This is a genomic window from Frankia sp. AgB1.9, assembly GCF_016786355.1.
GTDB lineage: Bacteria > Actinomycetota > Actinomycetes > Frankiales > Frankiaceae > Pseudofrankia.
Genome location: NZ_JADWYX010000070.1, coordinates 26,523 through 46,522, shown reverse-complemented (window position 1 = coordinate 46,522; position 20,000 = coordinate 26,523). Strand labels below are relative to the sequence as shown.

Genomic DNA, 20,000 nt, shown 5'->3' with positions numbered 1-20,000 from the left:
GGCCCGGCCCGCGCGCGCGGCCGTGGGCCCGCCGGCCGGGGCCCGGGTCCCGCGCCACCGGGCCACCGGCGCCGACCGGGCGGCGCCCGACCGGGTCGGCCGGCCCTTCGGCGCGGAGCTGGGCGCGCTCACCGCCGCGATGCACCTCGCACTGGCCGACCGGACCGCGGCCACGGCGTCGGCCGACGAGGCGCTGTCCTGGCTGGAGGCTGCCGACGACCTGCTGGGACAGGTGAGCTCGCCGCTGCTGGACGCCCACCGCGACTCGATCGCCGCGGCGCTGCGCCCGCTCGGGCGGGCCGCCGGGACACCGCTGATGGCCGCCCATGGCGACTTTCACGTCGGCCAGCTGCTCCGGGCGCCCGGCGGGCCGCTGTTCGTGATCGACTTCGACGGCAACCCGACGTTGACCCCTCAGCAGCGCCGCGCGCCCCAGCCGGCCGCACTCGACGTCGCGGGGATGCTCATGTCGCTGGAGAACGTCGGGCACGTCGTCTGCCACCACAGTCCCGAGGTGCCCGCCGCGGCCGCGGCCGCCTGGACCGCGGCCGTCCAGGCCGAGTTTCTCGACAGCTACCGGGCCGGCCTCGGTTCGGCCGGGCGGGGCGACCTGCTGGACGAGTCGTTGTTGGAGGCGTATGGCTGGCAGCAGCTGTGCCGCGAGCTCACCTACGCCGACCGGCACCTGCCCCGCTGGCGGTACGTACCGGAAGCCGCGCTGAGGCGCCGGTTTCCGCCACCCGCCGAACCCGAGGACCCCTGATGGACGCCGAGCTGTTCCATGCGGACCTTGAGGCGAAGCCAGCGCGGCTGCGCGAGCTGTCAGCCCAGATCGGCGACCTGTGGGCCGGAGTAGAGACCGACCGCCCGATCCTGCTGCTCGGGATGGGCTCGTCGCACTACGCCGGCAGCGTCGTCGCGGCCCGGCTGCGGGCGGCCGGTACGCCCGCTGTCGCCGAGATCGCCAGCAACGACCTCCTTCCCCGGCTACGGCCAGGGACGCTGGTGATCGCGGTGTCCGCCTCGGGTGGGTCGACCGAGACACTCGACGCCGTCCGCAGACTGCGGGACGCCGACCCGGGGGGCGCGGTCACCTTCGTCGCGCTGACCAACCAGGCCGGCAGCGAGTTGGAGTCGTCGTGCGACCGCTCGGTGCCGATGCTCGCCGGCGCCGAGCTGGGCGGCGTCGCGTGCCGCTCCTTCCAGCACACCCTGGCCACCCTGCTCGCACTGCCCGCTCTCGCCGGCCGGACGCCGTGGCCGGACACGGTCACGAAGGCGGCCGAGGCTACGGAGGACCTGCTGGCCCGGCGGGACACCTGGCTGGCGACGACCGCTGAGCTGCTGCTCGGCCCGGACGGCACCCACGTCGCGGCGCCGGCCCGCCGGTTGTCGTCCGCGCAGCAGTCGGCCCTGATGCTGCGCGAAGGACCGCGGCTGCCGGCCGTCGGCTGCGAGACCGGCGACTGGAGCCACGTCGACGTCTATCTCACCAAGACCACCGACTACCGGCTGCTGTTGTGCGGCGGTTCCCGGTGGGAGCCCGAGCTGTTCCGGTGGACGAAGGAGCGCGGCAGCACGGTCGTCGCCGTCGGTGCCCCGGCTCCGGACGCCGCGTACACGCTGCGGTACCGGCATGACGAGGACGACGACGTCCGGCTCCTCACCGAGACCCTGGTCGCCGAGCTACTCGCCGCCGACGCCTGGCGACGTCAGCTCGGGCCGGCGCCGACCCAGGCCGGCGGGCGCGGCGCCGGGGACGCGGACGGCATGCCGAGGTAGTAGCCCTGGCCGTAGCGGACACCCGACTTCACCATCGCGTCCCGCTCCGTCCGGGTCTCGATTCCCTCGGCGATGACGGTCCCGCCGATCTCCCCCGCCAGCGCGACCAACCCGGCGGTCAACGCCCGACGGGCCGGATCACGGTCGATGCCGCGGGTCAGCACCTGGTCGATCTTGATTACGTCCGGGCGGAGCAGCACGAGCTTCTCCAGGCCGGAGTAGCCCGTGCCGGCGTCATCAATGGCGATGCGAACACCCAGGTCGCGCAGGTGGCTCACGGCAAGGACGGTCTCGGGCCCGGCGGTGTAGTTCTCCTGCTCGGTGATCTCGATGATCAGACGGTCGCGGTGGGCCAGGCCCGTCACGAACTCGGGCAGCACGGTGACGACCGTGCTGGGCGACGCGTTGACGGCCAGCTTCAGGCCCGGCGGAAGGTCGGGAATCGCCGCGACGGCACGCCTGATCGCCGCCAGATCGAGTTCCGTGCTCAGCCCGACCAGGCGGGCGTCGCGGAACCATTCCTCGGTGGTCCGGATCCGGCCGCCGCTGCGGGCACTGAACCGGGCCAACGCCTCGACGGCGCCGACGTCGCCCGTGTCGATCCGCACGATGGGCTGGAACACGAGATCGGGGCCACCGCCGTCGATGACGTCGCTGATCGCCGACCAGATCTGGCTTCGGGTCTGCCACATCTCGCGCAGATCCAGCAGGGAGTCACGCAGGAACGCCGCGATGAGCTGGACGAACTGCTGGTGGCGCTCCTGCAGCGTCGGGCACGCGTCGTGCGTCAGGCAGAACAGCAGCCCGTACGGCTCGTCGCGCCCGTCGGTCAGGGTCGTCATCGCGTAGGCACCCACGTCGAGTTCGTCCAGCACGGAGGAATGCCCCGCACGGGCGGATCCATGCGCATTTCCGGACACCAACGGGATGCGCTTTTCCCGCACGTCCCGGTAGAGTTCGCCGCCGTTCCGGATCGTTATGCCGGGAACGAGCCCGAAGCTTCGCCCGTCGCCGGCGAAGAGCTGGACGACCAGCTTCCGGTCCTGCCAGATAGCCAGCACCGCGACGTCCATGCCGAGGTGTTGGCGCAGGACGTCGAGCAGGTCGGTCACCTTTCGGTCCGGCTCGATCACCCGCGCACCCGACTCGACCGTCGCCACCATCGCACTGACCTCCCACCGGGGGTTTACCGCGCGGTCGCCTCGTCTACTCCGGGTGGCGCCCGGTCAACAGATCCGTGTGCGAACAATCCACCCAAAAGGTTCGTGCCGCCGCTCGCCGCGGTCGAGACGACCAGCGGGGGGAAGCACTGCTGGATGAGATGCGTCGTGGTGGGTGCGACCGGCTATCTCGGTAGCAGGCTCATCCCCGAGCTGCTCGCCAGAGGACATACCGTGCGGGCCGCCGCGCGCAGCCCAGCCCGGCTGGCCGGCGCTCCGTGGCTGGACCAGGTCGACCTCGTGGCGGCCGACGTCGGCGAGCCGGGCCAGGTGGCCGCCGCCCTGGCGGGCCAGGACGTCGTCTACTACCTCGTGCATTCCCTGCACCAGCGGGACTTCGTCGAACGCGACCGAGCCGCGGCCCACACGGTCGCGCGGGCGGCCCGCGAGGCCGGGGTGCGGCGGATCATCTATCTGGGCGGGATCAGCCCGGCCGGGCAGCGGCTCTCGGCGCACCTCGCCTCGCGCGAGGAGGTTGGGCTGACGCTGCTCGCCTCCGGGGTGCCCACGGTGGTGCTGCGGGCCGCCGTGGTGATCGGCTCGGGTTCGGCCAGCTTCGAGATGCTTCGCTACCTCACCGAGCGGCTCCCGGCCATGGTCACGCCACGCTGGGTACGGTCGCGCGTTCAGCCGATCGCCGTCCGTGATGTGCTCTACTACCTGACCCGGACGGCCGAACTGGTACCGGCCGACGTCAACCGGGGCTTTGACATCGGTGGACCCGATGTCCTGACGTACTGGGAGATGATGCGCCGTTACGCGACCGTCGCCGGCCTACCGCGCCGGGTCGTGGTCCCCGTCCCGCTGCTCACCCCATGGCTGTCGGCCCAGTGGGTCAACCTCGTGACGCCGGTCCCGCGCAGCATCGCCGTCCCGCTGATCTCCTCGCTCGTGCACGAGGTCGTCTGCCGCGACCACGACCTGGCCGCCTACGTTCCCGACCCGGCTCGCGGCCTGACCGGCTACGACGACGCCGTCACGCTGGCGTTGGCCAGGACCCGGGAGGCCGAGGTGCCGTCCCGCTGGGCCCGGGCCACGACACCACGGACCCGCTCGCTCCCGCCGTCGGACCCGTTGCCGACCGACCCGGACTGGTCCGGCGGGACGGTCTACCAGGACGTACGCGAGCTGGCCACGGCGGCGGACCCGACCCGGCTGTGGCAGGTGATCGAGACCGTCGGCGCCGAGAACGGCCGGCACGTCATCCCCGCCGCGCGGGCGGCCACGGCCCGGCCCGGCCGCGTCACCCGGTACGCCGAGGCCCTGCGCCGCCGGCTGGTCCGGCCCGCCAACGCCACCGACGCCCCGCTCGCAGGCTGGCGCGTCGAGGATGCCGACCGGCCACGCCGGCTCCGGCTGCGGGCGCAGCTTCGCCTGCCGGGGCGGGCCTGGCTCGAGCTCTCCGCCGCCCCCTCCGCCCAGGGCTCCGTCTACCGGCAACGGGCGATCTTCGAGCCGCACGGGCTGCTCGGCCAGGTCTGCTGGAAGTCCTTCGCGCCGGTGCGCGGCCTCGTCCTGGGCCGGATGGCGCACACCGTCGCCGCCGCGGCCGAACGCCCGGCGCCCGTGGGCCAGCCGTGGTGACGACGCTCGCCGTCTTCACCCGGGACCTGCGCGTGCACGACAACCCGATGCTCGCCGCGGCCACTCTGGCGGGCGAGCACACGGTGCCGCTGTTCGTGCTGGACGCGGCGATGGCACGGACCGGCTTCGCGACCGGGGCCCGCCAGAGGTTCCTCGCCGAGAGCCTCGCCGACCTCGACCAGTCGCTGCGGGCGCTGGGCGGACGGCTGGTGGTCCGGGCGGGCGACCCGGTCGAGCAGGTGTGCCGGGTGGCCGACGAGGTCGGCGCCGGCACGGTGCATCTGGCCGCGGACTGCTCCGGATACGCGCAGCGGCGCGAGGCGGCACTGCGCTCGGCGCTGGCGGAGCACGGCCGGACGCTGCACTGCCACGACGAGGCGCACGTCGTGGTCGGGCCGGGCCGGGTGACCCCGGCCGGCCGGGACCACTACGCCGTCTTCGGCGCCTACCACCGACGGTGGGAGGCGGCCGGGTGGCGACGCGTCATCGCGCCGCCAGCCAGTCTCCGGCTAGCGGCCGTCGACCCGGGCACGCTGCCGCCCATCAGCGGGCCGGCGGGCGGCGGCGGGTCCGCGGGTGACGGGCGGTTCCACGGCGGCGAGACCGCGGGCCGGCGGCGGGCCGAGAAATGGCTGCGCGAGGGCGTCGAGGACTACGACGAGCGCCGAGACCAGCTCGCGGCGGACGCCACGTCCCGGCTGTCGCCCTACCTACATCTGGGCTGTCTGTCGGCCCTGGAGCTCGCGACCCAGGCCGGGACGGGCGACGCCGCCCGCGACTTCGTCCGTCAGCTCGCCTGGCGCGACTTCTTCCACCAGCTCCTCGCCGCCCGGCCGGCCGCAGCGCACGAGGACTACCGCGCCGCGCACCGGACCTGGCGCGACGACCCGGCGGCGCTGGACGCCTGGCGCTCCGGTCACACCGGCATCCCCATCGTCGACGCCGGCATGCGCCAGCTGCTGGCCGAGGGCTGGCTGCCGAACCGGGCCAGGATGATCACCGCGAGCTTCCTCACGAAGACCCTCGGCCTCGACTGGCGCGCCGGCGCGGCCCACTACACCGAGCACCTGCTCGACGCGGACGTGGCGAACAACAGCCTCAACTGGCAGTGGGTCGCGGGCACCGGCACCGACACCCGGCCGGGGCGCGTCCTGAACCCGCTGCGCCAGGCCGAGCGGTTCGACCCCGACGGCACGTACGTCCGCCGGCACGTGCCGGAGCTCGCCGGTCTGCCTGGACGCGCGGTCCACCGGCCGTGGCGGCTGCCCGACCACGAGCGGGCCACGCTCGACTACCCGGAGCCGCTGCCGATCCTCCCGGAACGGCTGACCTCGGAGCAGTTCTGACCGCTGTGGCGCGGACGGCTCCCGGGCCCGTGGCCACAACCCGCGGCGGTTGGTCCCGCGGCGACCGCGTGCCGTGAGGGCTGGAAGCCGCGTGGCCGGCCACCGACCCCGAGACTCCCGAGGTCGGCGACCGGCCACCGGCGGCCCCCCGTGCCGCGAAGTGAGGTTATCCAGCCGCCACGCTGCGACAACACTCCTTCAGGCGACACGACGTCCCGGCTGTCCCGTCCCGTCCTGTTTAGCCGGCCAGACTGGGAGAATCCCCCGCGACGGGTACGCCACGTGTCCGCCACCCGGGCACGAGGCGACTGGCCGGCGGCGTGCGCGCGACGGCGGCGGCGTCTCGTCGGACCTGACACGAAGGAGCGCGACCTGATGACGGAGCCGCAGGTGGAGCCGGCGCCAGACCCCGCGTCGGTGTCGACCGAGGACGAGCTGCGCGCCGCCGTGCTCGCCCTGCTGGGCGACTCCTACGACCGGGCCGTCGAGCGGCGGACCGGCTTGTCAAAGACCACCGTCAACGACGTCCGCAACGAGCGCAGACGGCTGACCGCGAAGACACTGACCCTGATCGTCGAGGCGTACGACCCGCAGCGCCGGGACGTCTGGCTGGCGGCCTGGCGACGGGTCCGAGTCAGCTCCGAGCGGGCCGGGGCCTCGCTGGCCGCCGACGACGACGCTCAGCCAGCCGAACCAGGTCACGGTCTCGCGGGAACCGACCCAGGAGCCGACGCCGACGCGCCCGGCAGCCCGTTCCCATCAGCCGGCGCGCACCTGGCTGGGGGCGCCGGCGGCGTCCCGGCGACCGACGGGGCCTGGGATGTCGCCGCGACCGGCCGCCGGGCACGGTCGGGCCGGGACGCTGGCTCCGGACCCTGGCGGACGGTATCCGTGACTGTCGGCATCGCCCTGGCCGCTGGCGCGAGCGCGGCGCTGATCACCTACTTCGCGACGCGCGGGGACGCCGTCGGCCCCACCGCGCCAGTCCCGACGAATACAGCCACGGCGGGTGGCCCCGGCCTCGTTCTTCCAGGCCAGGCCCCGCCGCTGGGACCAGGCGGCCCCGGCGCGGCCTGGCCGGTCGGTGGCATCGGCCCGCCCCGGTTCGACCAGAGCCCCGCGGCACGCGGCCCGGCCCCCGTCGCCAGGGGCTGCTACACGCTGCCGCTCCAGAGCAGCGCCGACGTGGTGACCGAGCCCGGGGCCGACGCTGCCGGCGTCCGCCTCACCGAGCTGCGCTACACCTACTACTCGGCCTGGCATCCGGCGCTCGCCTTCGGAGGGCGGCTCAGCGGGCCGGTTCCACGCAGTTCGCGGCTGGTCTTCGCCGCGTGGGCCGACCCGAGCACGACCGACTCCACGAGGGACCACAACCGGGGTAACGGCCGCTTCTATCCCGGCGACGACCTCGCGACGACCGACCAGAACTGCTTCACGATCCCTCCCTACAACCTGAGCTACGGCGGTTACCCGGGGATCACGACCCGCCTCTACGCAATGCTGGTCGACACGACGGGGCTGACCCAGTTCATGCACACCGCCGGCCAGTCCGCCGGTCTGACCGACACCGACCTCTCGCGCCTGGGCATCCGGATACTCGGCTACGCCGTCGTGCCTTCCAAGCCCGAGTAACCGACACCTAACGGTGGTAGCCGGCGAAGAAGGCCCAGACGGCCTGGCTGGCGTCGAGCTGACGGCTGGTCCTGCCGATGAGCGCTTTGGGCAGATACTGGCGGCCGCTCGGCCAGGTGTGGCCGGCGCCGGTCAGGGCGTCCACGACGACGCCGGCGCCGTCCGGACAGTCGACGGCCGTGGCCACGGAGAGGTGAGTCCCGTCTGACACCCGGTCAGCCACCGGGCGAACGTCAGGTCGGGCGGCGCAGCCGTCGAGCCGCCGCCACAGCTCGCCGGTCGCGGCGACGGAGGCCACCTGCCCGCCACCGCCGCGACCGTTCACGTGTCCGCCCGAGTAGGGGACGATCGGGTCGGCGGTGCCGTGGATCTCCAGCACGCCGATCGGGCGAGCCGGATGACAGCCGGCGACGAGATTGTCCGGCATCGGCCCGGCGACGGGCGCGATCGCCGCGAGCCAGTCCGCCAGCTCGCAGCCGAGTCGTTCGGTGAAGATGCCGCCGTTGGAGATGCCCGTCGCGTACACCCGCCGCGGGTCGGCATGCTCGTCGCGGACGAGCTCGTCGATGAGCGCGGCGACGAAGGCGACGTCGTCGATACCGGCCCGGTCGGCCGGTGTGCTGCCCCGCCCGTCGTTCCAGCTGCGCTGATAGCCGTCGGGGTAGACAGCCAGGAACCCGTTCTGGTCCGCGACTGCGTCAAGGTGCGTCAGCCCCGCCATCCCGGACCCGTTGCCGAAACCGCCATGAAAGGCGAGCACGACCGGCAGCAGCCGCCCGGCGGATGCCCCGGCCGGGCGATGCAGCGTGAACGTCCGGGTTCTGCCACCCACAACCAGGCGCATGGTCACCTCCCCGCGGTGGCCGACCCTCCCACAGCCCGCCAGCACGGCCAGCAACATTGCCGCGCAGACCGCGGTACAGACGGCCGCGGAAGAGACACCAGGCCCGGTTCGCCGTCGCATATGAGGCAGTCTGGCCGCACCTGTCCGGCCGACCTAGCGCCACCCCGACAGGGTTGGCCCGCATCACACCAGCGACCATGATCGCGAGTTGGCGCCGCGACTGCCGAGATCTAACCGTCGCGTTGATCGCCGTTTCGCCCTCGGGTGGCTACGAAACAGGCCGGGTTACGACCATCAGAGGGCCGAAACAGCGATCACACGGACCCCGGAACGGGCGGGCCGACTTTCTTGGCCTCGGTCTGGCGGAGGCCTACCGCGTCGTGGCGCCAGAAAGGTTCCGAGTAGACGAGCGTCCCTGTCATCCACGGCTGGTAGGCCGGAAGGGTGACGACCTGGAAGCCCGCGTCCGGAATGCGCAGCGACGGCTTTCTGAAGTTCAGGCTCCCGCCGGGCACGAAACCGAAGCGGTGGTAGTAGTTCGGGTCGCCTTCGAGGAAGACGAGTGGCGCCGAGGACTCGGCGAGGATTTCCAGGCCATGGCGAACAAGGGCCGAGCCGAGCCCGCGCTTCTGGTACTCGGGCAGGACCGCCAACGGGCTGAGGACCTGAACCTCGACCAGCCGCCGCGGCGCGTCGAGAATGCTGCGGGTGAACATCGCGTGGCCGACGATCTCGCCGTCATCCTCGGCAACGAGCGAGAGGCCATTGCCGGGAGAGATGGTGGCGCGAAGGTCATCCACGAGATCCGCCACGACCTCGCCGTGCTCACCGCCGAACGCCCGCGTGACAACGTCTCGCACGGATTCCCGGTCATGGGCCGATTCATGACGAAGACTCACGCGCCAGACAGTAGGCACCCCCACCCACGCCGGCAACCCATTTCCGGCCCGGCGGTGATCGCCGTTCTCGCCCTCAAGTGGTCGTGAATCGGCCCTGGCAACAACCATTCGAGGGGCCGAAACGGCGATCATGAACGCTAGGGTGGGCGGGGCTTCGTTGCCAGGCTTGCCACTGGGCGGGCCGCCACGCTGCGGGGCACCGCTACCGTCGGTCCCGTGTCCCCCGCAGCGCCCGAAGACGGCCTCCACCACGACGGCTCGACCACGGCAGATCCGGCCACGCCGCCGCGCCGGTCCGTGCTGCTGATCGGCATGGGCGTCGGCGATCCGGCCTCGCTCACCCACGAGGCCAGCGCCGCCTTGGCCGACGTCGACGTGCTGTTCACGATCGACAAAGGACCCGCGAAAGCCGACCTCAACGCGCTACGGGCCGAGATCTGCGCCCAGCACGCGCGGCCGGGCCTGCGGGTCGTCGAGGTCAGCGAGCCGGACCGGGACCGGGCACCCGACGACTACCAGGCCGAGGTGCGCCGCTGGCACACCGCCCGCGCCGAGGTCTGGGCCCAGGCTCTGCTGGCCGAGCTCGCCGAGGCAGACCGGGGCGCGTTCCTGGTCTGGGGTGACCCGGCGCTGTACGACAGCTCGCTGCGCATCCTCGATGACATCCGGGAGCGCGGCCTCGTCGACGTCGTGGTGACCGTCATTCCCGGGATCTCCAGCGTGCAGGTGCTGACCGCCCGGCACCGGGTCCCGCTCAACACGGTCGGCGGGGCGGTGCACGTCACCACCGGGCGGCGCCTGGCCGCCGAGGCGGACGGCCAGGACTCGGTCGTCGTCATGCTCGACGGCGCCACGGCCTGGCGCGACCTCGACGCGAGCCAGTGGGACATCTACTGGGGTGCCTACCTGGGCGGCGCCGACGAGATCACGATCGCCGGCCCGCTCGCCGAGGTCGGCGCCGAGATCGCGACGGTGAAGCAGGCGGCCCGCGCCCGCAAGGGCTGGATCATGGATGTGTACCTGCTGCGGCGTCGGCGGTGACCGGGCCGGGCAGCCCGTCGTGGTGGCGCGGCGTGAACACCGCGCCCGTCGCGGCGTCCCAGCGGGTCCGGGACGAGCCGACGATCAGCAGCGTGCGCATGTCGACATGGTCGGCGGTGAGGTCGGCCAGCCGGATGACCTCGATCCGCTCGCCGTCGGCGCCCACGGCCCGCCCCACGACGACGGGCGTCTCCGGGTCTCGCGCCTCCAGCAGGCAGTCGCGGACCTCGTCGACGTGCGCCCGGCGCGTCTTCGAGCCCGGGTTGTAGAGGGCGAGCACCAGGTCGGCCGCGGCGGCGGCGCGCAGCCGGCGCAGCACCAGGGGCCACGGCTTGAGCTGGTCCGACAGCGACACGACGCAGTAGTCGTGGCCGAGCGGCGCGCCGACCCGGGCCGCGACCGCGTTCGCCGCCGTGACCCCGGGCAGTACGCGCACCGGCACGTCCTGGTAGCCGCCGTCGGCCTGGGTCTCCAGCACCGCCGACGCCATCGCGAACACGCCCGGGTCGCCGGACGACACAACGGCGACGCTGGACCCCCGCCGGGCCAGATCGAGCGCGAACGCGGCCCGCTCGGCCTCCACCCGGTTGTCCGTGCCGTGCCGGCGCTGGCCGGGCCGGGGCGGGACGCGCCGCAGGTAGGTCTCGTAGCCGACGACGTCGTCGGCCGCCGCGAGGGCGCAGGCCGCCTCGGGGGTGAGCCACTCGGCGCCGGCGGGCCCCAGCCCGACGACGGTGACCGAGCCGGCGACAGCCGGACCTGGCGGCGTGGGCCTGGCCGCGGAGGCGCCCGGGACGAGGACGCTCGACATGTACGGGACGTCTTGTTCCGGGGCCACCAGGTCGCGCAGCGCCGTGACGCGCTCGCCCTCCCGGCTGGCCCGGCTGACGAGCAGCGCGTCGTCCAGCCGGCCCGCGTCCGCGAGAGCCTGCCGGACGCCCCCGAGGTCCCCACGCACCTTCATCAGCACGAGCCCGTCCGCGGTGGCGGCCAGCGTGCGTAGCCGGTCCGCTCGGGTGGTCGCCGGGAGCACGGCGAGCGTCTCGTCTCCGGTGACCAGCGCGACGCCCGCGGCGGCGGCGGTCGCGGACACCGACGTCACGCCGGGGACGATCACGTACCGGAACCGCGGGACCAGCCGGCGCTGCATGTGGGTGAAGGAGCTGTACAACGTCGGGTCGCCTTCGGCGAGCAGCACGACGTCGCGCCCGGCGGCCAGGTGGTCGGCCAGGCGGGCGGCGGACCACTCGTAGAACTCCTCGATCGCACCCTGGTAGCCACCCGGGTGCGGTGTGACACCACGGGTCACCGGGTAGACGAGCTCCTCTTCGACGACGCCGGGCCGCAGGTACGGCGCCGCACTCGCCCGAGCGAGCGATCGCCCCGGCCGCGCCGCGTGGTACGCCACGACCGGGGCCGCGCCGATCAGCCGCGCGGCCTTCACCGTCACGAGCTCGGGGTCGCCCGGGCCCACCCCGACGCCGTACAGCGTGCCGGCGGGGGCTGGCTGCGTGGTCACAGCGCCTCGGAAGCGATCGCGTTGACGGCGGCCACCGTCATCGCGCTGCCGCCCCGCCGGCCGTGCACGACGAGAAACGGCAGGCCGAACGGGTTGTCCGCGAGGGCCCGCTTGGACTCGGCCGCGCCCACGAAGCCGACCGGCAGCCCCAGGACGGCGGCCGGCCGCGGCCCACCCGCGCCGATCAGCTCCAGCAGGTGGAACAGCGCCGTCGGAGCGTTCCCGATCGCGACCACGGCGCCGGCGAGCCGGTCGGCCCACAGTTCAAGGGCGGCAGCGGACCTGGTCGTGCCGAGCCGGGCGGCCAGCTCCGGGACGCCCGGGTCGCCGAGCGCGCAGACGATCTCGTTGGCGGCGGGCAGCCGGCGGCGGGTGATCCCGCTGGCCACCATCTGCGCGTCGCAGAGCACCGGCGCACCGGCCCGCAGTGCCGCCCGGGCGATGCCGACGACACCGGGGCTCGCCTCGACGTCCGCGGGCAGGTCCACCATCCCGCAGGCATGGATCATGCGCACGACGACGTGCTCCAGGTCGGGCGTGAGGTCGGCCAACGGCGCCTCGGCGCGGATCGTCGCGAACGACTGCCGGTAGATCGCCGCGCCGTCGCGCTCGTAGTCGTAGCGGCGCTGGCTGCTGCCGGTCACCATCGTGAGGACTCCTTCGGTTCGGCGCCGGCGGCGTGGACCAGGTAGCCGTCGGGCCCGGCGACGATATCCACATATGACCCGGCTGGACGGCCGCACCGGCGGGCGCAGCCGCTCCAGTGCGCCCGCGCGCCCGGTGGCGCCGGCCGGGCGGCGAAGGCGGGAGTGAGTCGACCGGCCGCGACCGCGTGGGCCGCGTCGGCTCGCACGTCCGCGAGCGCGCTCGCGCAGCCGGGCCGCCCGGCGCAGGCGGTGACCCTGGCCCACAGCGACTGGGACTCGGGGTCCAGGCCGGCCCGCCGCGCGGCGGGGACGAAGGACGCCGGGTCCGCGAGGCGCGGCACGACGACCGACCGCCACGGCGTGACCCGCAGTGAGGTCTGTGCCGGATCGACGTCCTGGCCCGCGGCCGCGAGCATCTCGGCGCCGGCCCGGCTGAGCCGGCCCAGCGGCACCAGGGCGGCGCCGGCCTGGCCGCCGTCCGGGCGACGCCACACTCCCACGGGTCGCGGGCCAGGCGGCGGTTCGGGACGCGCCACGGCGGGACGGCCGGCTCGCAGCGCCGCCGCGAGCGCCACGCCGCCGTCCGGCAGGTCCCGGACGCGCCAGATCGGGTGACCGGCCGGCGCGGCGCCGACCGTCGCGTCGGCCGCGGCCCGCAGGAAGCCCCGGGCGGCGGCGAGCAGCTCCGCGACGACGGCCGGACCATCGACCGCGACCCCGCCGGGACCGACCCACCAGCGGTCCGCGGCCAGCGGCGCCGCCCAGGCGTCCGGAGCCAGGGCGGCGACCGCGCCGGACGCGTCGTCGAGGCCGAACAGGAACCGGCCGGACAGCCCGGCGAGGTCCGGGTCGGCGCACAGGCCCAGGTCGAGAGCCCGCACCAGGCCGTCGAGCGACGAATCCGCGGCGCCGCCACCTGATGCCGTCCCGACCAGGCCGGCGAAGGGGGCCGCGACGATGTTGCGGACCCGTTCGTGGGTCGCCGACGGCAGCAGCCCGAGCTCGGCGACCCGGTCAGCCAGCTCCAAGTGCCGGCCGGCCGGCACCCCGCGCAGCTGCAGGTTCCCCCGCGAGGTCAGCTCGACGGCGCCACGCGGGCCGAACGACTCGGCCAGCTCCGCGAGCGCGACCAGGGTCCCACCGGCGATGAGGCCGCCGGGCAGCCGGATCCGAGCCAGGCCACCGTCGGCCGCCTCGTGCAGGACCAGGGCACCGGGGCAGCGGTCGGTCACCGGGTCTCGGGCGGCGGCGGCCATCTAGGCCCGCCCTTCGAGGTCGCCCTCCGCGCGCAGGTACACCTCGCGCAGCGCGTCCAGGGTCTCCGGCCGGGGCGCCGCCCACAGCCCGCGGTCGACGGCCTCCAGCAGCCGTTCCGCGATCCCGTGGAGGGCCCAGGGGTTCGAGTCGGTGAGGAACTTCTGGTTCTCCTCGTCGAGGACGTACGCCTCCGTCACGGCCTCGTACATCCAGTCGGCCACCACGCCGGCCGTCGCGTCGTAGCCGAACAGGTAGTCGACGGTGGCGGCCAGCTCGAAGGCGCCTTTGTAGCCGTGGCGGCGCATCGAGGAGATCCAGCGCGGGTTGACCACCCGGGCCCGGACCACCCGGGCCATCTCCTCGCCGAGCGTCCGGGTGCGCACCTCGTCGGGCCTGGTCGAGTCGCCGATGTAGGCGCGCGGGCCGCGCCCGGTCAGCGCACGAACGGTCGCGATCATGCCGCCGTGGTACTGGAAGTAGTCGTCGGAGTCGGCGATGTCGTGTTCCAGGCTGTCGGTGTTCTTCACCGCGACACTGATCCGCCGGTAGGCGGCCGTCATGTCGTCGCGGGCCGGCCGGCCGGCGAGGCCACGGCCGTAGGCGAACCCGCCCCAGGCCGCGTAGACCTCGGCCAGGTCGGCGTCGTCGTGCCAGGTGCCGGAGTCGACCAGCGGCAGCAGGCCGGCGCCGTACGCGCCCGGCTTCGAGCCGAAGATCCTGGTCGTGGCCCGGCGGCGGTCCCCGTGCGTGGCCGCGTCGGCGTCGGCGTGCGCCCGGACGTAGTTGTCGTCCGGGGCCTCGTCCAGGTCGGCGACGAGGCGGATCGCGTCGTCCAGGAGGTCGACGACGTGCGGGAACGCGTCGCGGAAGAACCCGGAGATCCGGACCGTGACGTCGATCCGGGGCCGGCCGAGCTCGGCGAGCGGGATCGGCTCGACGCCGCGCACCCGCCGGGACGCCTCGTCCCACAGCGGCGTCACGCCGAGCAGCGCGAGGATCTCCGCGACGTCGTCACCGGAGGTCCGCATCGCCGACGTGCCCCAGGCCGACAGGCCGACCGAGCGGGGGTACTCCCCCGTGTCGGCGAGGTGGCGCGCGAGCAGCGAGTCGGCCATCGCCCGGCCGGTCTCCCACGCCAGCGGGCTGGGGACCGCGCGCGGGTCGACGGCGTAGAAGTTGCGCCCGGTCGGCAGCACGTTGACCAGCCCGCGCAGCGGCGAGCCACTCGGCCCGGCCGGGATGAAGCCGCCGGCGAGCGCGTGCAGGGTCCGGCCGATCTCGTCGGTGGTGCGGGCGAGCCTCGGCACGATCTCGGTGGCCGCGAACGTCAGCACGGCGGCGACGGCCACGCGGTCGACCGCGTCCGGGTCGTCCGGGGCCCGGTCGATCGCGTCCGTGTCCGCCGGCACGTCGAGGACCTCGGCGACGACCTCGGCGACAGCGGCCGGGTCCCAGTCGCGGTCGTCCAGCTCGGTGAGCAGCTCCCGGGCGACGGCCTCGACCGCGTCGGTGCGGGTCGTCCCCTCCTCGGAGCCCAGGCCCAGGGCCTGGCGCAGCCCGGGGAGCGCGACGGCACCGCCCCAGAGCTGGCGGGCCCGCAGCATCGACAGCACCAGGTTGACCCGCGCGTCGCCGGTCGGCGCGGCGCCGAGGATGTGCAGCCCGTCGCGGATCTGCGCGTCCTTGATCTCGCAGAGCCAGCCGTCGACGTGCAGGATGAACTCGTCGAACTCCGCGTCGTGCGGGCGGTCGGCGAGGCCCAGGTCGTGGTCGAGCTTGGCCGCCTCGATCAGCGTCCAGATCTGGGCCCGGATCGCCGGGAGCTTCGCCGGGTCCATCGCGGCGATCTGCGCGTGCTCGTCGAGCAGCCGCTCCAGCCGGGCGATGTCGCCGTAGCTGTCGGCCCTGGCCATCGGCGGGACAAGGTGGTCGATGATCGTGGCGTGCGCCCGTCGCTTGGCCTGGGTGCCCTCGCCCGGGTCGTTGACGAGGAACGGGTAGACGAGCGGAAGGTCGCCGAGCGCCGCGTCCGGTCCGCAGCTCGCCGACAGCGCCGCCGCCTTGCCGGGCAGCCATTCGAGGTTGCCGTGCTTGCCGACGTGGACCACGGCGTGCGCGCCGAACCCGGCGTCACCAACGCTGTTGCGCAGCCAGTGGTAGACGGCCAGGTAGTGGTGGCTCGGCGGCAGGTCCGGGTCGTGGTAGATCGCGATCGGGTTCTGCCCGAAGCCACGCGGCGGCTGGATGAGGATCACCACGTTGCCGGCGGTGACGGCCGCGAGCACGATCTCGCCGTCGGGGTCGGTGGCGCGGTCGACGAACAGGTCGCCGGGCGCCGGGCCCCAGTGCTGCTCGACGGCGGCCCGCAGGTCCTCCGGCAGCGTGGCGAACCAGCTCCGGTAGACGGCGGCCGGGACCCGGACGGGGTTGCCGGCCAGGTGCTCGGCCGTCAGCCAGTCCTCGTCCTGGCCGCCGGCGGCGATCAGGCCGTGGATGAACGCGTCGCCGTCGCCGGCTTCGAGGCCGGGCAGCGCGCCGGGGCCAGTCTCCGGCCCGACGTCGTAGCCGGCCTCGCGCAGCGCGCCGAGCAGGGCGAGCACGCTGGCCGGGGTGTCGAGGCCGACCGCGTTGCCGATCCGGGCGTGCTTGGTCGGGTAGGCCGAGAGGACCAGGGCGATCCGCTTGTCGGCGTTCGCCACGTGGCGCAGCCGGGCGTGGCGCACCGCGAGGCCGGCGACCCGGGCCGCCCGTTCGGGGTCGGGCACGTAGCGGCTCAGCCCGTCGGCGTCGATCTCCTTGAACGAGAACGGGACCGTGATGATCCGTCCGTCGAACTCGGGGATCGCCACCTGGGTCGCGGTGTCCAGCGGCGACAGGCCGTCGTCGCTGGCCGCCCACTGCTCCCGCGACGACGTCACGGCCAGCGCCTGCAGGATCGGCACGTCCAGGGCTGCGAGGGCGCCGATGTCCCAGTCCCCGTCACGGCCGCCGGCCCCGACGTCGGCCGGCGTGGCGCCCAGTGCCGCCCCACCGGCGGCGAGCACGGTCGTCACGAGCGCGTCCGCCCGGCCGAGCTCGGCGAGCAGTTCCGTGTCGGCGGTGCGCAGGGACGCGCAGAAGACCGGTACCGCCCGGCCGCCGGCAGCGTCGACGGCGTCGGCCAGCGCGTCGACGAACGCGGTGTTCCCGGCCAGCTCGTGCGCCCGGTAGTACAGGATCGCGACGGTCGGGCGCCCGTCCGGCGCCGCGGTGTCTGGACGAGGATGCAGCCCCCAGGCGGGGGTCGGCTCCGGCGGGTCGAACCCGAGGCCGGTGAGCAGCAGCGCGTCGGAAAGGAACCGGGCCAGCTGGCGCAGGTTGTCCGGGCCGCCGTGGGCCAGGTAGGCGTGCGCCTGCGCGGACACCCCGGCGGGCACCGAGGACAGCTCCATCAACTCGGCGTCGGGGATCAGCTCGCCGCTGAGAACCACCACCGGCAGGCCCCGGGCCAGCAGCGCGTCGACGCCCTCCGGCCAGGCCCGCCGGCCGCCGAGCAGGCGCAGCACGACGACGTCGACGCCGTCGAGCAGCCCCGGCAGGTCGGTGACGTCGAGGCGGGCCGGGTTGCCCAGCCGGTAGTCCTCCCCGCAGGCACGGGCGCAGGACAGGTCGGTGTCCGACGTCGACAGCAGCAGGATCACGGTCGGCTCCCCAGGTCTGGAACAGAACTACGCAGGTGGCCGGCTTCCGGCAGCCCGGCCGGAACCGGCGGGGCTGGAACCGGCCCGGCGAGGGCCGGCCCGGCGGTGCCCGTCGGGGCTCCGGGCGGGACGAACGGCAGACCGGCTGGCGGTCCGTTCTCGATCAGCCGCAGCAGCGCGTCGGTGTCGAGATGCTCGGCGACGAGGTCGCCGAGGACGTCGAGGCGTCGCTCCCGGACGGCCCCGAACGAGACCTCGCCCAGCGGCCGCCACGGGGAGCCGACCAGGGCCGCGACGTCGGCCAGGAACGCCCGGCGGAAGCCGTCGTTCTCGAACGCGCCATGCCAGGTGGTGCCCCAGACCGTGCCGGCCCGGCAGCCGTCGAGGAACGGCTCGCCGCCGTGCACCGTCGCCACGCCGTGGTGGATCTCGTAGCCGTGCACGGGCTGGCCGTAGGCCGCGCCCGTGGGCCGGCCGAGCGTCTTGGCCGCCGCGAAGCGGATCGTCACCGGCAGCAGCCCGAGGCCGTCGACGCGGCCGGCGCCGCTCTCCACCTCGTCGACGATGGTCTCGGCGAGCATCTGGTAGCCGCCGCAGATCCCGAGCACCGGCCGGCCGTCGGCGGCCCGGCGGGCGAGCGGGCCGTCGAGCCCACGCCGGCGCAGCCACTCCAGGTCGGCGACGGTCGACCGGGTGCCGGGCAGCACGACGAGGTCAGCCGCGTCGAGGTCCTCGGGCCGGTCGACGAAGCGCACGGCGACGCCGGGCTCGGCCGCCAGCGCGTCCAGGTCGGTGAAGTTGCTCAGGAACGGCAGCCGGGCCACCGCGACCCGCAGCGACCCGTCCGGATCGCCCCTGGTCTCGCCGGGCGCGGGCAGGCCGAGCGAGTCCTCGACGTCGAGGCCGAGCCCGTCGCGCCAGGGCAGCACCCCGAGCACGGGACGCCCGGTCAGGCCCGACAGCATGTCCAGGCCCGGCTCCAGCAGGGCCCGCTCGCCGCGGAACTTGTTGACGACGAAGCCCGCGACGAGCGCCTGGTCGGCCGGCTCCAGCAGGGCCAGCGTCCCGAACATGGCGGCGAACACCCCGCCGCGGTCGATGTCGCCGACGACCAGCGTCGGCAGCCGCGCGGCCCTGGCCAGGCCCATGTTCGCGATGTCGTTGGCCCGCAGGTTGATCTCCGCCGGGCTGCCGGCGCCCTCGCAGACCACCACGTCGAACCGGGAGCGCAGGTCGGCGAGGCTCGCGAGCACCTCGGTGAACAGCTGGCCCTTCAGGGCCCGGTAGTCGAGCGCGCCAGCCTCGGCCACCGGCCGGCCGCGCAGCACGACCTGGCTGCGGTGCCCGGCCCCCGGCTTGAGCAGCACCGGGTTCATCGCGCCCTCCGGCTCCACGCCGGCGGCGGCAGCCTGCATCACCTGGGCGCGGCCGATCTCCGCTCCGTCGGCGGTCACCCACGAGTTCAGCGACATGTTCTGCGCCTTGAACGGCGCGACCCGGACGCCCTGACGGGCCAGCCAGCGGCAGATGCCGGCGGTCAGGACCGACTTGCCCGCGTCCGAGGTGGTCCCGGCGACGAGCAGCGCGCCGCTCACGACCCGCCCCGGCGCCGGCGCGCCGCCACGCGCCCCGCGCCAGCCACGGCGGCGAGGACGACGGCGGCGGCGCCCACCGCCCCGGAGAGGTCCGCCGAGCGGGCCACGTCGGCGCCGGCCGCCGGCCCGCCGTCGCCGAGCCGGCCGCGGGTCTCGACCTCGCCGGCGTAGACGTTGGTGCCGCCGAGCGTGATGCCCAGCGCTCCGGCGAACGCGGCCTCGCACTGGCCCGCGTTCGGGCTCGGGTGGTTGCCGCCGTCGCGCCGCCACGTCCGCCAGGCCTGCCCCGGCGAGCCGCCGACCACGGGCGCGACCAGCGCCGTCAGGGCCGCGCACAACCGAGCGGGCACCAGGTTCGCGACGTCGTCGAGGCGGGCCGCGGCCCAGCCGAACCGCAGGTAGCGCGGCGAGCGGTAGCCCACCATCGCGTCGAGGGTGTTCACGGCGCGGTAGCCGACGACGCCGGGCAGGCCGAGCGCCGCCCCCCACAGCAGCGGGCCGAGCACCGCGTCGGCGGTGTTCTCCGCGACCGACTCGATCGCCGCCCGGGCCAGCTCCGGCTCGTCCAGCCCGCTCGGGTCACGCCCGCACAGGTGCCCGAGCCGGTCCCGGCTGGCCGGCAGGTCACCGGAGGTCAGCAGCCGGGCCATGGCCACCCCCTCGCGGCGCAGCGACGTCCCGCCGAGCGCGGCCCACAGTGCCGCGGCCAGCAGCACCGGGCGCGCGGGCGGCGGGACGAGGCGGTCCAGCGCTGCGGCGGCGAGCATGGGGCCGCCGACGGCCACCGCGACGAAACCGACGCCGGCCGCGCGGGAGTCGGCGTAGAGGCGCCGCTCGACCACGGCCGCGGCCCGGCCGTAGCCCGCGACGGGGTGGAACCGGCCAGGGTCGGCGAAGACGAGGTCCGCGACGGCGCCGGCGACGATCGCCACCGCGACACCGCCCGGACCCACC

14 protein-coding genes and 1 pseudogene are annotated in these 20,000 nt (G+C 74.7%); 6 read left to right on the top strand and 9 right to left on the bottom strand.

Features of this window, described 5'->3' with window-relative positions:
- Positions 1 to 763: pseudogene (locus I6A60_RS25410) on the top strand (aminoglycoside phosphotransferase); the annotation flags it as partial.
- Positions 763 to 1,782 carry an SIS domain-containing protein gene (locus I6A60_RS25405; protein WP_238436202.1) on the top strand — a complete coding sequence of 340 codons (1,020 nt, stop codon included), beginning with the start codon at positions 763 to 765 and terminating at the stop codon, positions 1,780 to 1,782. The pseudogene I6A60_RS25410 and the gene I6A60_RS25405, both read left to right, overlap by 1 nt.
- On the opposite strand, the gene I6A60_RS25400 is transcribed toward I6A60_RS25405, so the two are convergent.
- Positions 1,713 to 2,945 carry an EAL domain-containing protein gene (locus tag I6A60_RS25400; protein ID WP_203022559.1) on the bottom strand — a complete coding sequence of 411 codons (1,233 nt, stop codon included), beginning with the start codon at positions 2,943 to 2,945 and terminating at the stop codon, positions 1,713 to 1,715. The genes I6A60_RS25405 and I6A60_RS25400 overlap by 70 nt on opposite strands.
- A gap of 153 nt (positions 2,946 to 3,098) precedes the next feature.
- Between I6A60_RS25400 and I6A60_RS25395 the strand changes: the two genes are divergently transcribed.
- The 3 genes from I6A60_RS25395 (at position 3,099) to I6A60_RS25385 (ending at position 7,564) form a co-directional block, all read left to right on the top strand.
- Positions 3,099 to 4,586 carry a DUF2867 domain-containing protein gene (locus tag I6A60_RS25395; protein ID WP_203022560.1) on the top strand — a complete coding sequence of 496 codons (1,488 nt, stop codon included), beginning with the start codon at positions 3,099 to 3,101 and terminating at the stop codon, positions 4,584 to 4,586.
- Positions 4,580 to 5,932: a deoxyribodipyrimidine photo-lyase gene (locus tag I6A60_RS25390; protein ID WP_374210294.1), complete on the top strand. Its 1,353-nt coding sequence runs from the start codon at positions 4,580 to 4,582 to the stop codon at positions 5,930 to 5,932. Before I6A60_RS25395 ends, I6A60_RS25390 begins: the two co-directional genes overlap by 7 nt.
- A 375-nt stretch (positions 5,933 to 6,307) precedes the next feature.
- Positions 6,308 to 7,564, top strand: coding sequence for an XRE family transcriptional regulator (locus I6A60_RS25385; RefSeq protein WP_203022562.1), 1,257 nt, complete (start codon positions 6,308 to 6,310; stop codon positions 7,562 to 7,564).
- Between the two features lie 7 nt (positions 7,565 to 7,571).
- Here the strand turns inward: I6A60_RS25385 and I6A60_RS25380 are convergent, their stop codons facing one another.
- Positions 7,572 to 8,408, bottom strand: a complete 837-nt coding sequence (locus tag I6A60_RS25380) for a PHB depolymerase family esterase (protein ID WP_238436201.1) — start codon at positions 8,406 to 8,408, stop codon at positions 7,572 to 7,574.
- A 314-nt stretch (positions 8,409 to 8,722) separates the two neighbouring features.
- Complete coding sequence (locus tag I6A60_RS25375) at positions 8,723 to 9,307, bottom strand: GNAT family N-acetyltransferase (protein WP_203022566.1); 585 nt, start codon at positions 9,305 to 9,307, stop codon at positions 8,723 to 8,725.
- A gap of 312 nt (positions 9,308 to 9,619) precedes the next feature.
- On the opposite strand from I6A60_RS25375, the gene cobF reads away from it, so the two are divergent.
- Positions 9,620 to 10,348 carry a precorrin-6A synthase (deacetylating) gene (gene cobF / locus I6A60_RS25370; RefSeq protein ID WP_203022567.1) on the top strand — a complete coding sequence of 243 codons (729 nt, stop codon included), beginning with the start codon at positions 9,620 to 9,622 and terminating at the stop codon, positions 10,346 to 10,348.
- On the opposite strand, the gene cobJ is transcribed toward cobF, so the two are convergent.
- Genes cobJ through I6A60_RS25340 form a run of 6 tightly spaced genes read right to left on the bottom strand, consistent with a single transcriptional unit; the run spans position 10,314 to position 19,999 of the window.
- Entirely contained in the window at positions 10,314 to 11,867 is a 1,554-nt protein-coding gene (cobJ, locus tag I6A60_RS25365) for a precorrin-3B C(17)-methyltransferase (protein WP_203022564.1), read from the bottom strand. The genes cobF and cobJ overlap by 35 nt on opposite strands.
- The gene (locus tag I6A60_RS25360; RefSeq protein ID WP_203022565.1) at positions 11,864 to 12,514 is read right to left on the bottom strand and encodes a precorrin-8X methylmutase; all 651 of its coding nucleotides are present in this window, start codon (positions 12,512 to 12,514) and stop codon (positions 11,864 to 11,866) included. The genes cobJ and I6A60_RS25360 overlap by 4 nt, the downstream gene beginning before the upstream one ends.
- Positions 12,508 to 13,770 carry a nitrite reductase gene (locus I6A60_RS25355; RefSeq protein ID WP_203055710.1) on the bottom strand — a complete coding sequence of 421 codons (1,263 nt, stop codon included), beginning with the start codon at positions 13,768 to 13,770 and terminating at the stop codon, positions 12,508 to 12,510. Before I6A60_RS25355 ends, I6A60_RS25360 begins: the two co-directional genes overlap by 7 nt.
- Positions 13,771 to 17,451: a cobaltochelatase subunit CobN gene (gene cobN, locus I6A60_RS25350; protein ID WP_203022052.1), complete on the bottom strand. Its 3,681-nt coding sequence runs from the start codon at positions 17,449 to 17,451 to the stop codon at positions 13,771 to 13,773.
- Positions 17,448 to 19,046 (bottom strand): cobyric acid synthase, encoded by a 1,599-nt coding sequence (locus tag I6A60_RS25345; protein WP_203022051.1) that lies wholly within the window; start codon positions 19,044 to 19,046, stop codon positions 17,448 to 17,450. Before I6A60_RS25345 ends, cobN begins: the two co-directional genes overlap by 4 nt.
- A complete protein-coding gene (locus I6A60_RS25340) occupies positions 19,043 to 19,999 on the bottom strand; it encodes a cobalamin biosynthesis protein (RefSeq protein ID WP_374113417.1) in 957 nt (318 codons plus the stop codon). The genes I6A60_RS25345 and I6A60_RS25340 overlap by 4 nt, the downstream gene beginning before the upstream one ends.
- Position 20,000 lies beyond the last annotated feature (1 nt).

Bases quoted from the DNA above. Each gene is read 5' to 3' on its own strand.
- I6A60_RS25405 (WP_238436202.1), top strand. From the start codon at position 763: ATGGACGCCGAGCTGTTCCATGCGGACCTTGAGGCGAAGCCAGCGCGG.
- I6A60_RS25400 (WP_203022559.1), bottom strand. From the start codon at position 2,945: ATGGTGGCGACGGTCGAGTCGGGTGCGCGGGTGATCGAGCCGGACCGA.
- I6A60_RS25395 (WP_203022560.1), top strand. From the start codon at position 3,099: ATGAGATGCGTCGTGGTGGGTGCGACCGGCTATCTCGGTAGCAGGCTC.
- I6A60_RS25385 (WP_203022562.1), top strand. From the start codon at position 6,308: ATGACGGAGCCGCAGGTGGAGCCGGCGCCAGACCCCGCGTCGGTGTCG.
- I6A60_RS25380 (WP_238436201.1), bottom strand. From the start codon at position 8,408: ATGCGCCTGGTTGTGGGTGGCAGAACCCGGACGTTCACGCTGCATCGC.
- cobF (WP_203022567.1), top strand. From the start codon at position 9,620: ATGGGCGTCGGCGATCCGGCCTCGCTCACCCACGAGGCCAGCGCCGCC.
- I6A60_RS25360 (WP_203022565.1), bottom strand. From the start codon at position 12,514: ATGGTGACCGGCAGCAGCCAGCGCCGCTACGACTACGAGCGCGACGGC.
- I6A60_RS25355 (WP_203055710.1), bottom strand. From the start codon at position 13,770: ATGGCCGCCGCCGCCCGAGACCCGGTGACCGACCGCTGCCCCGGTGCC.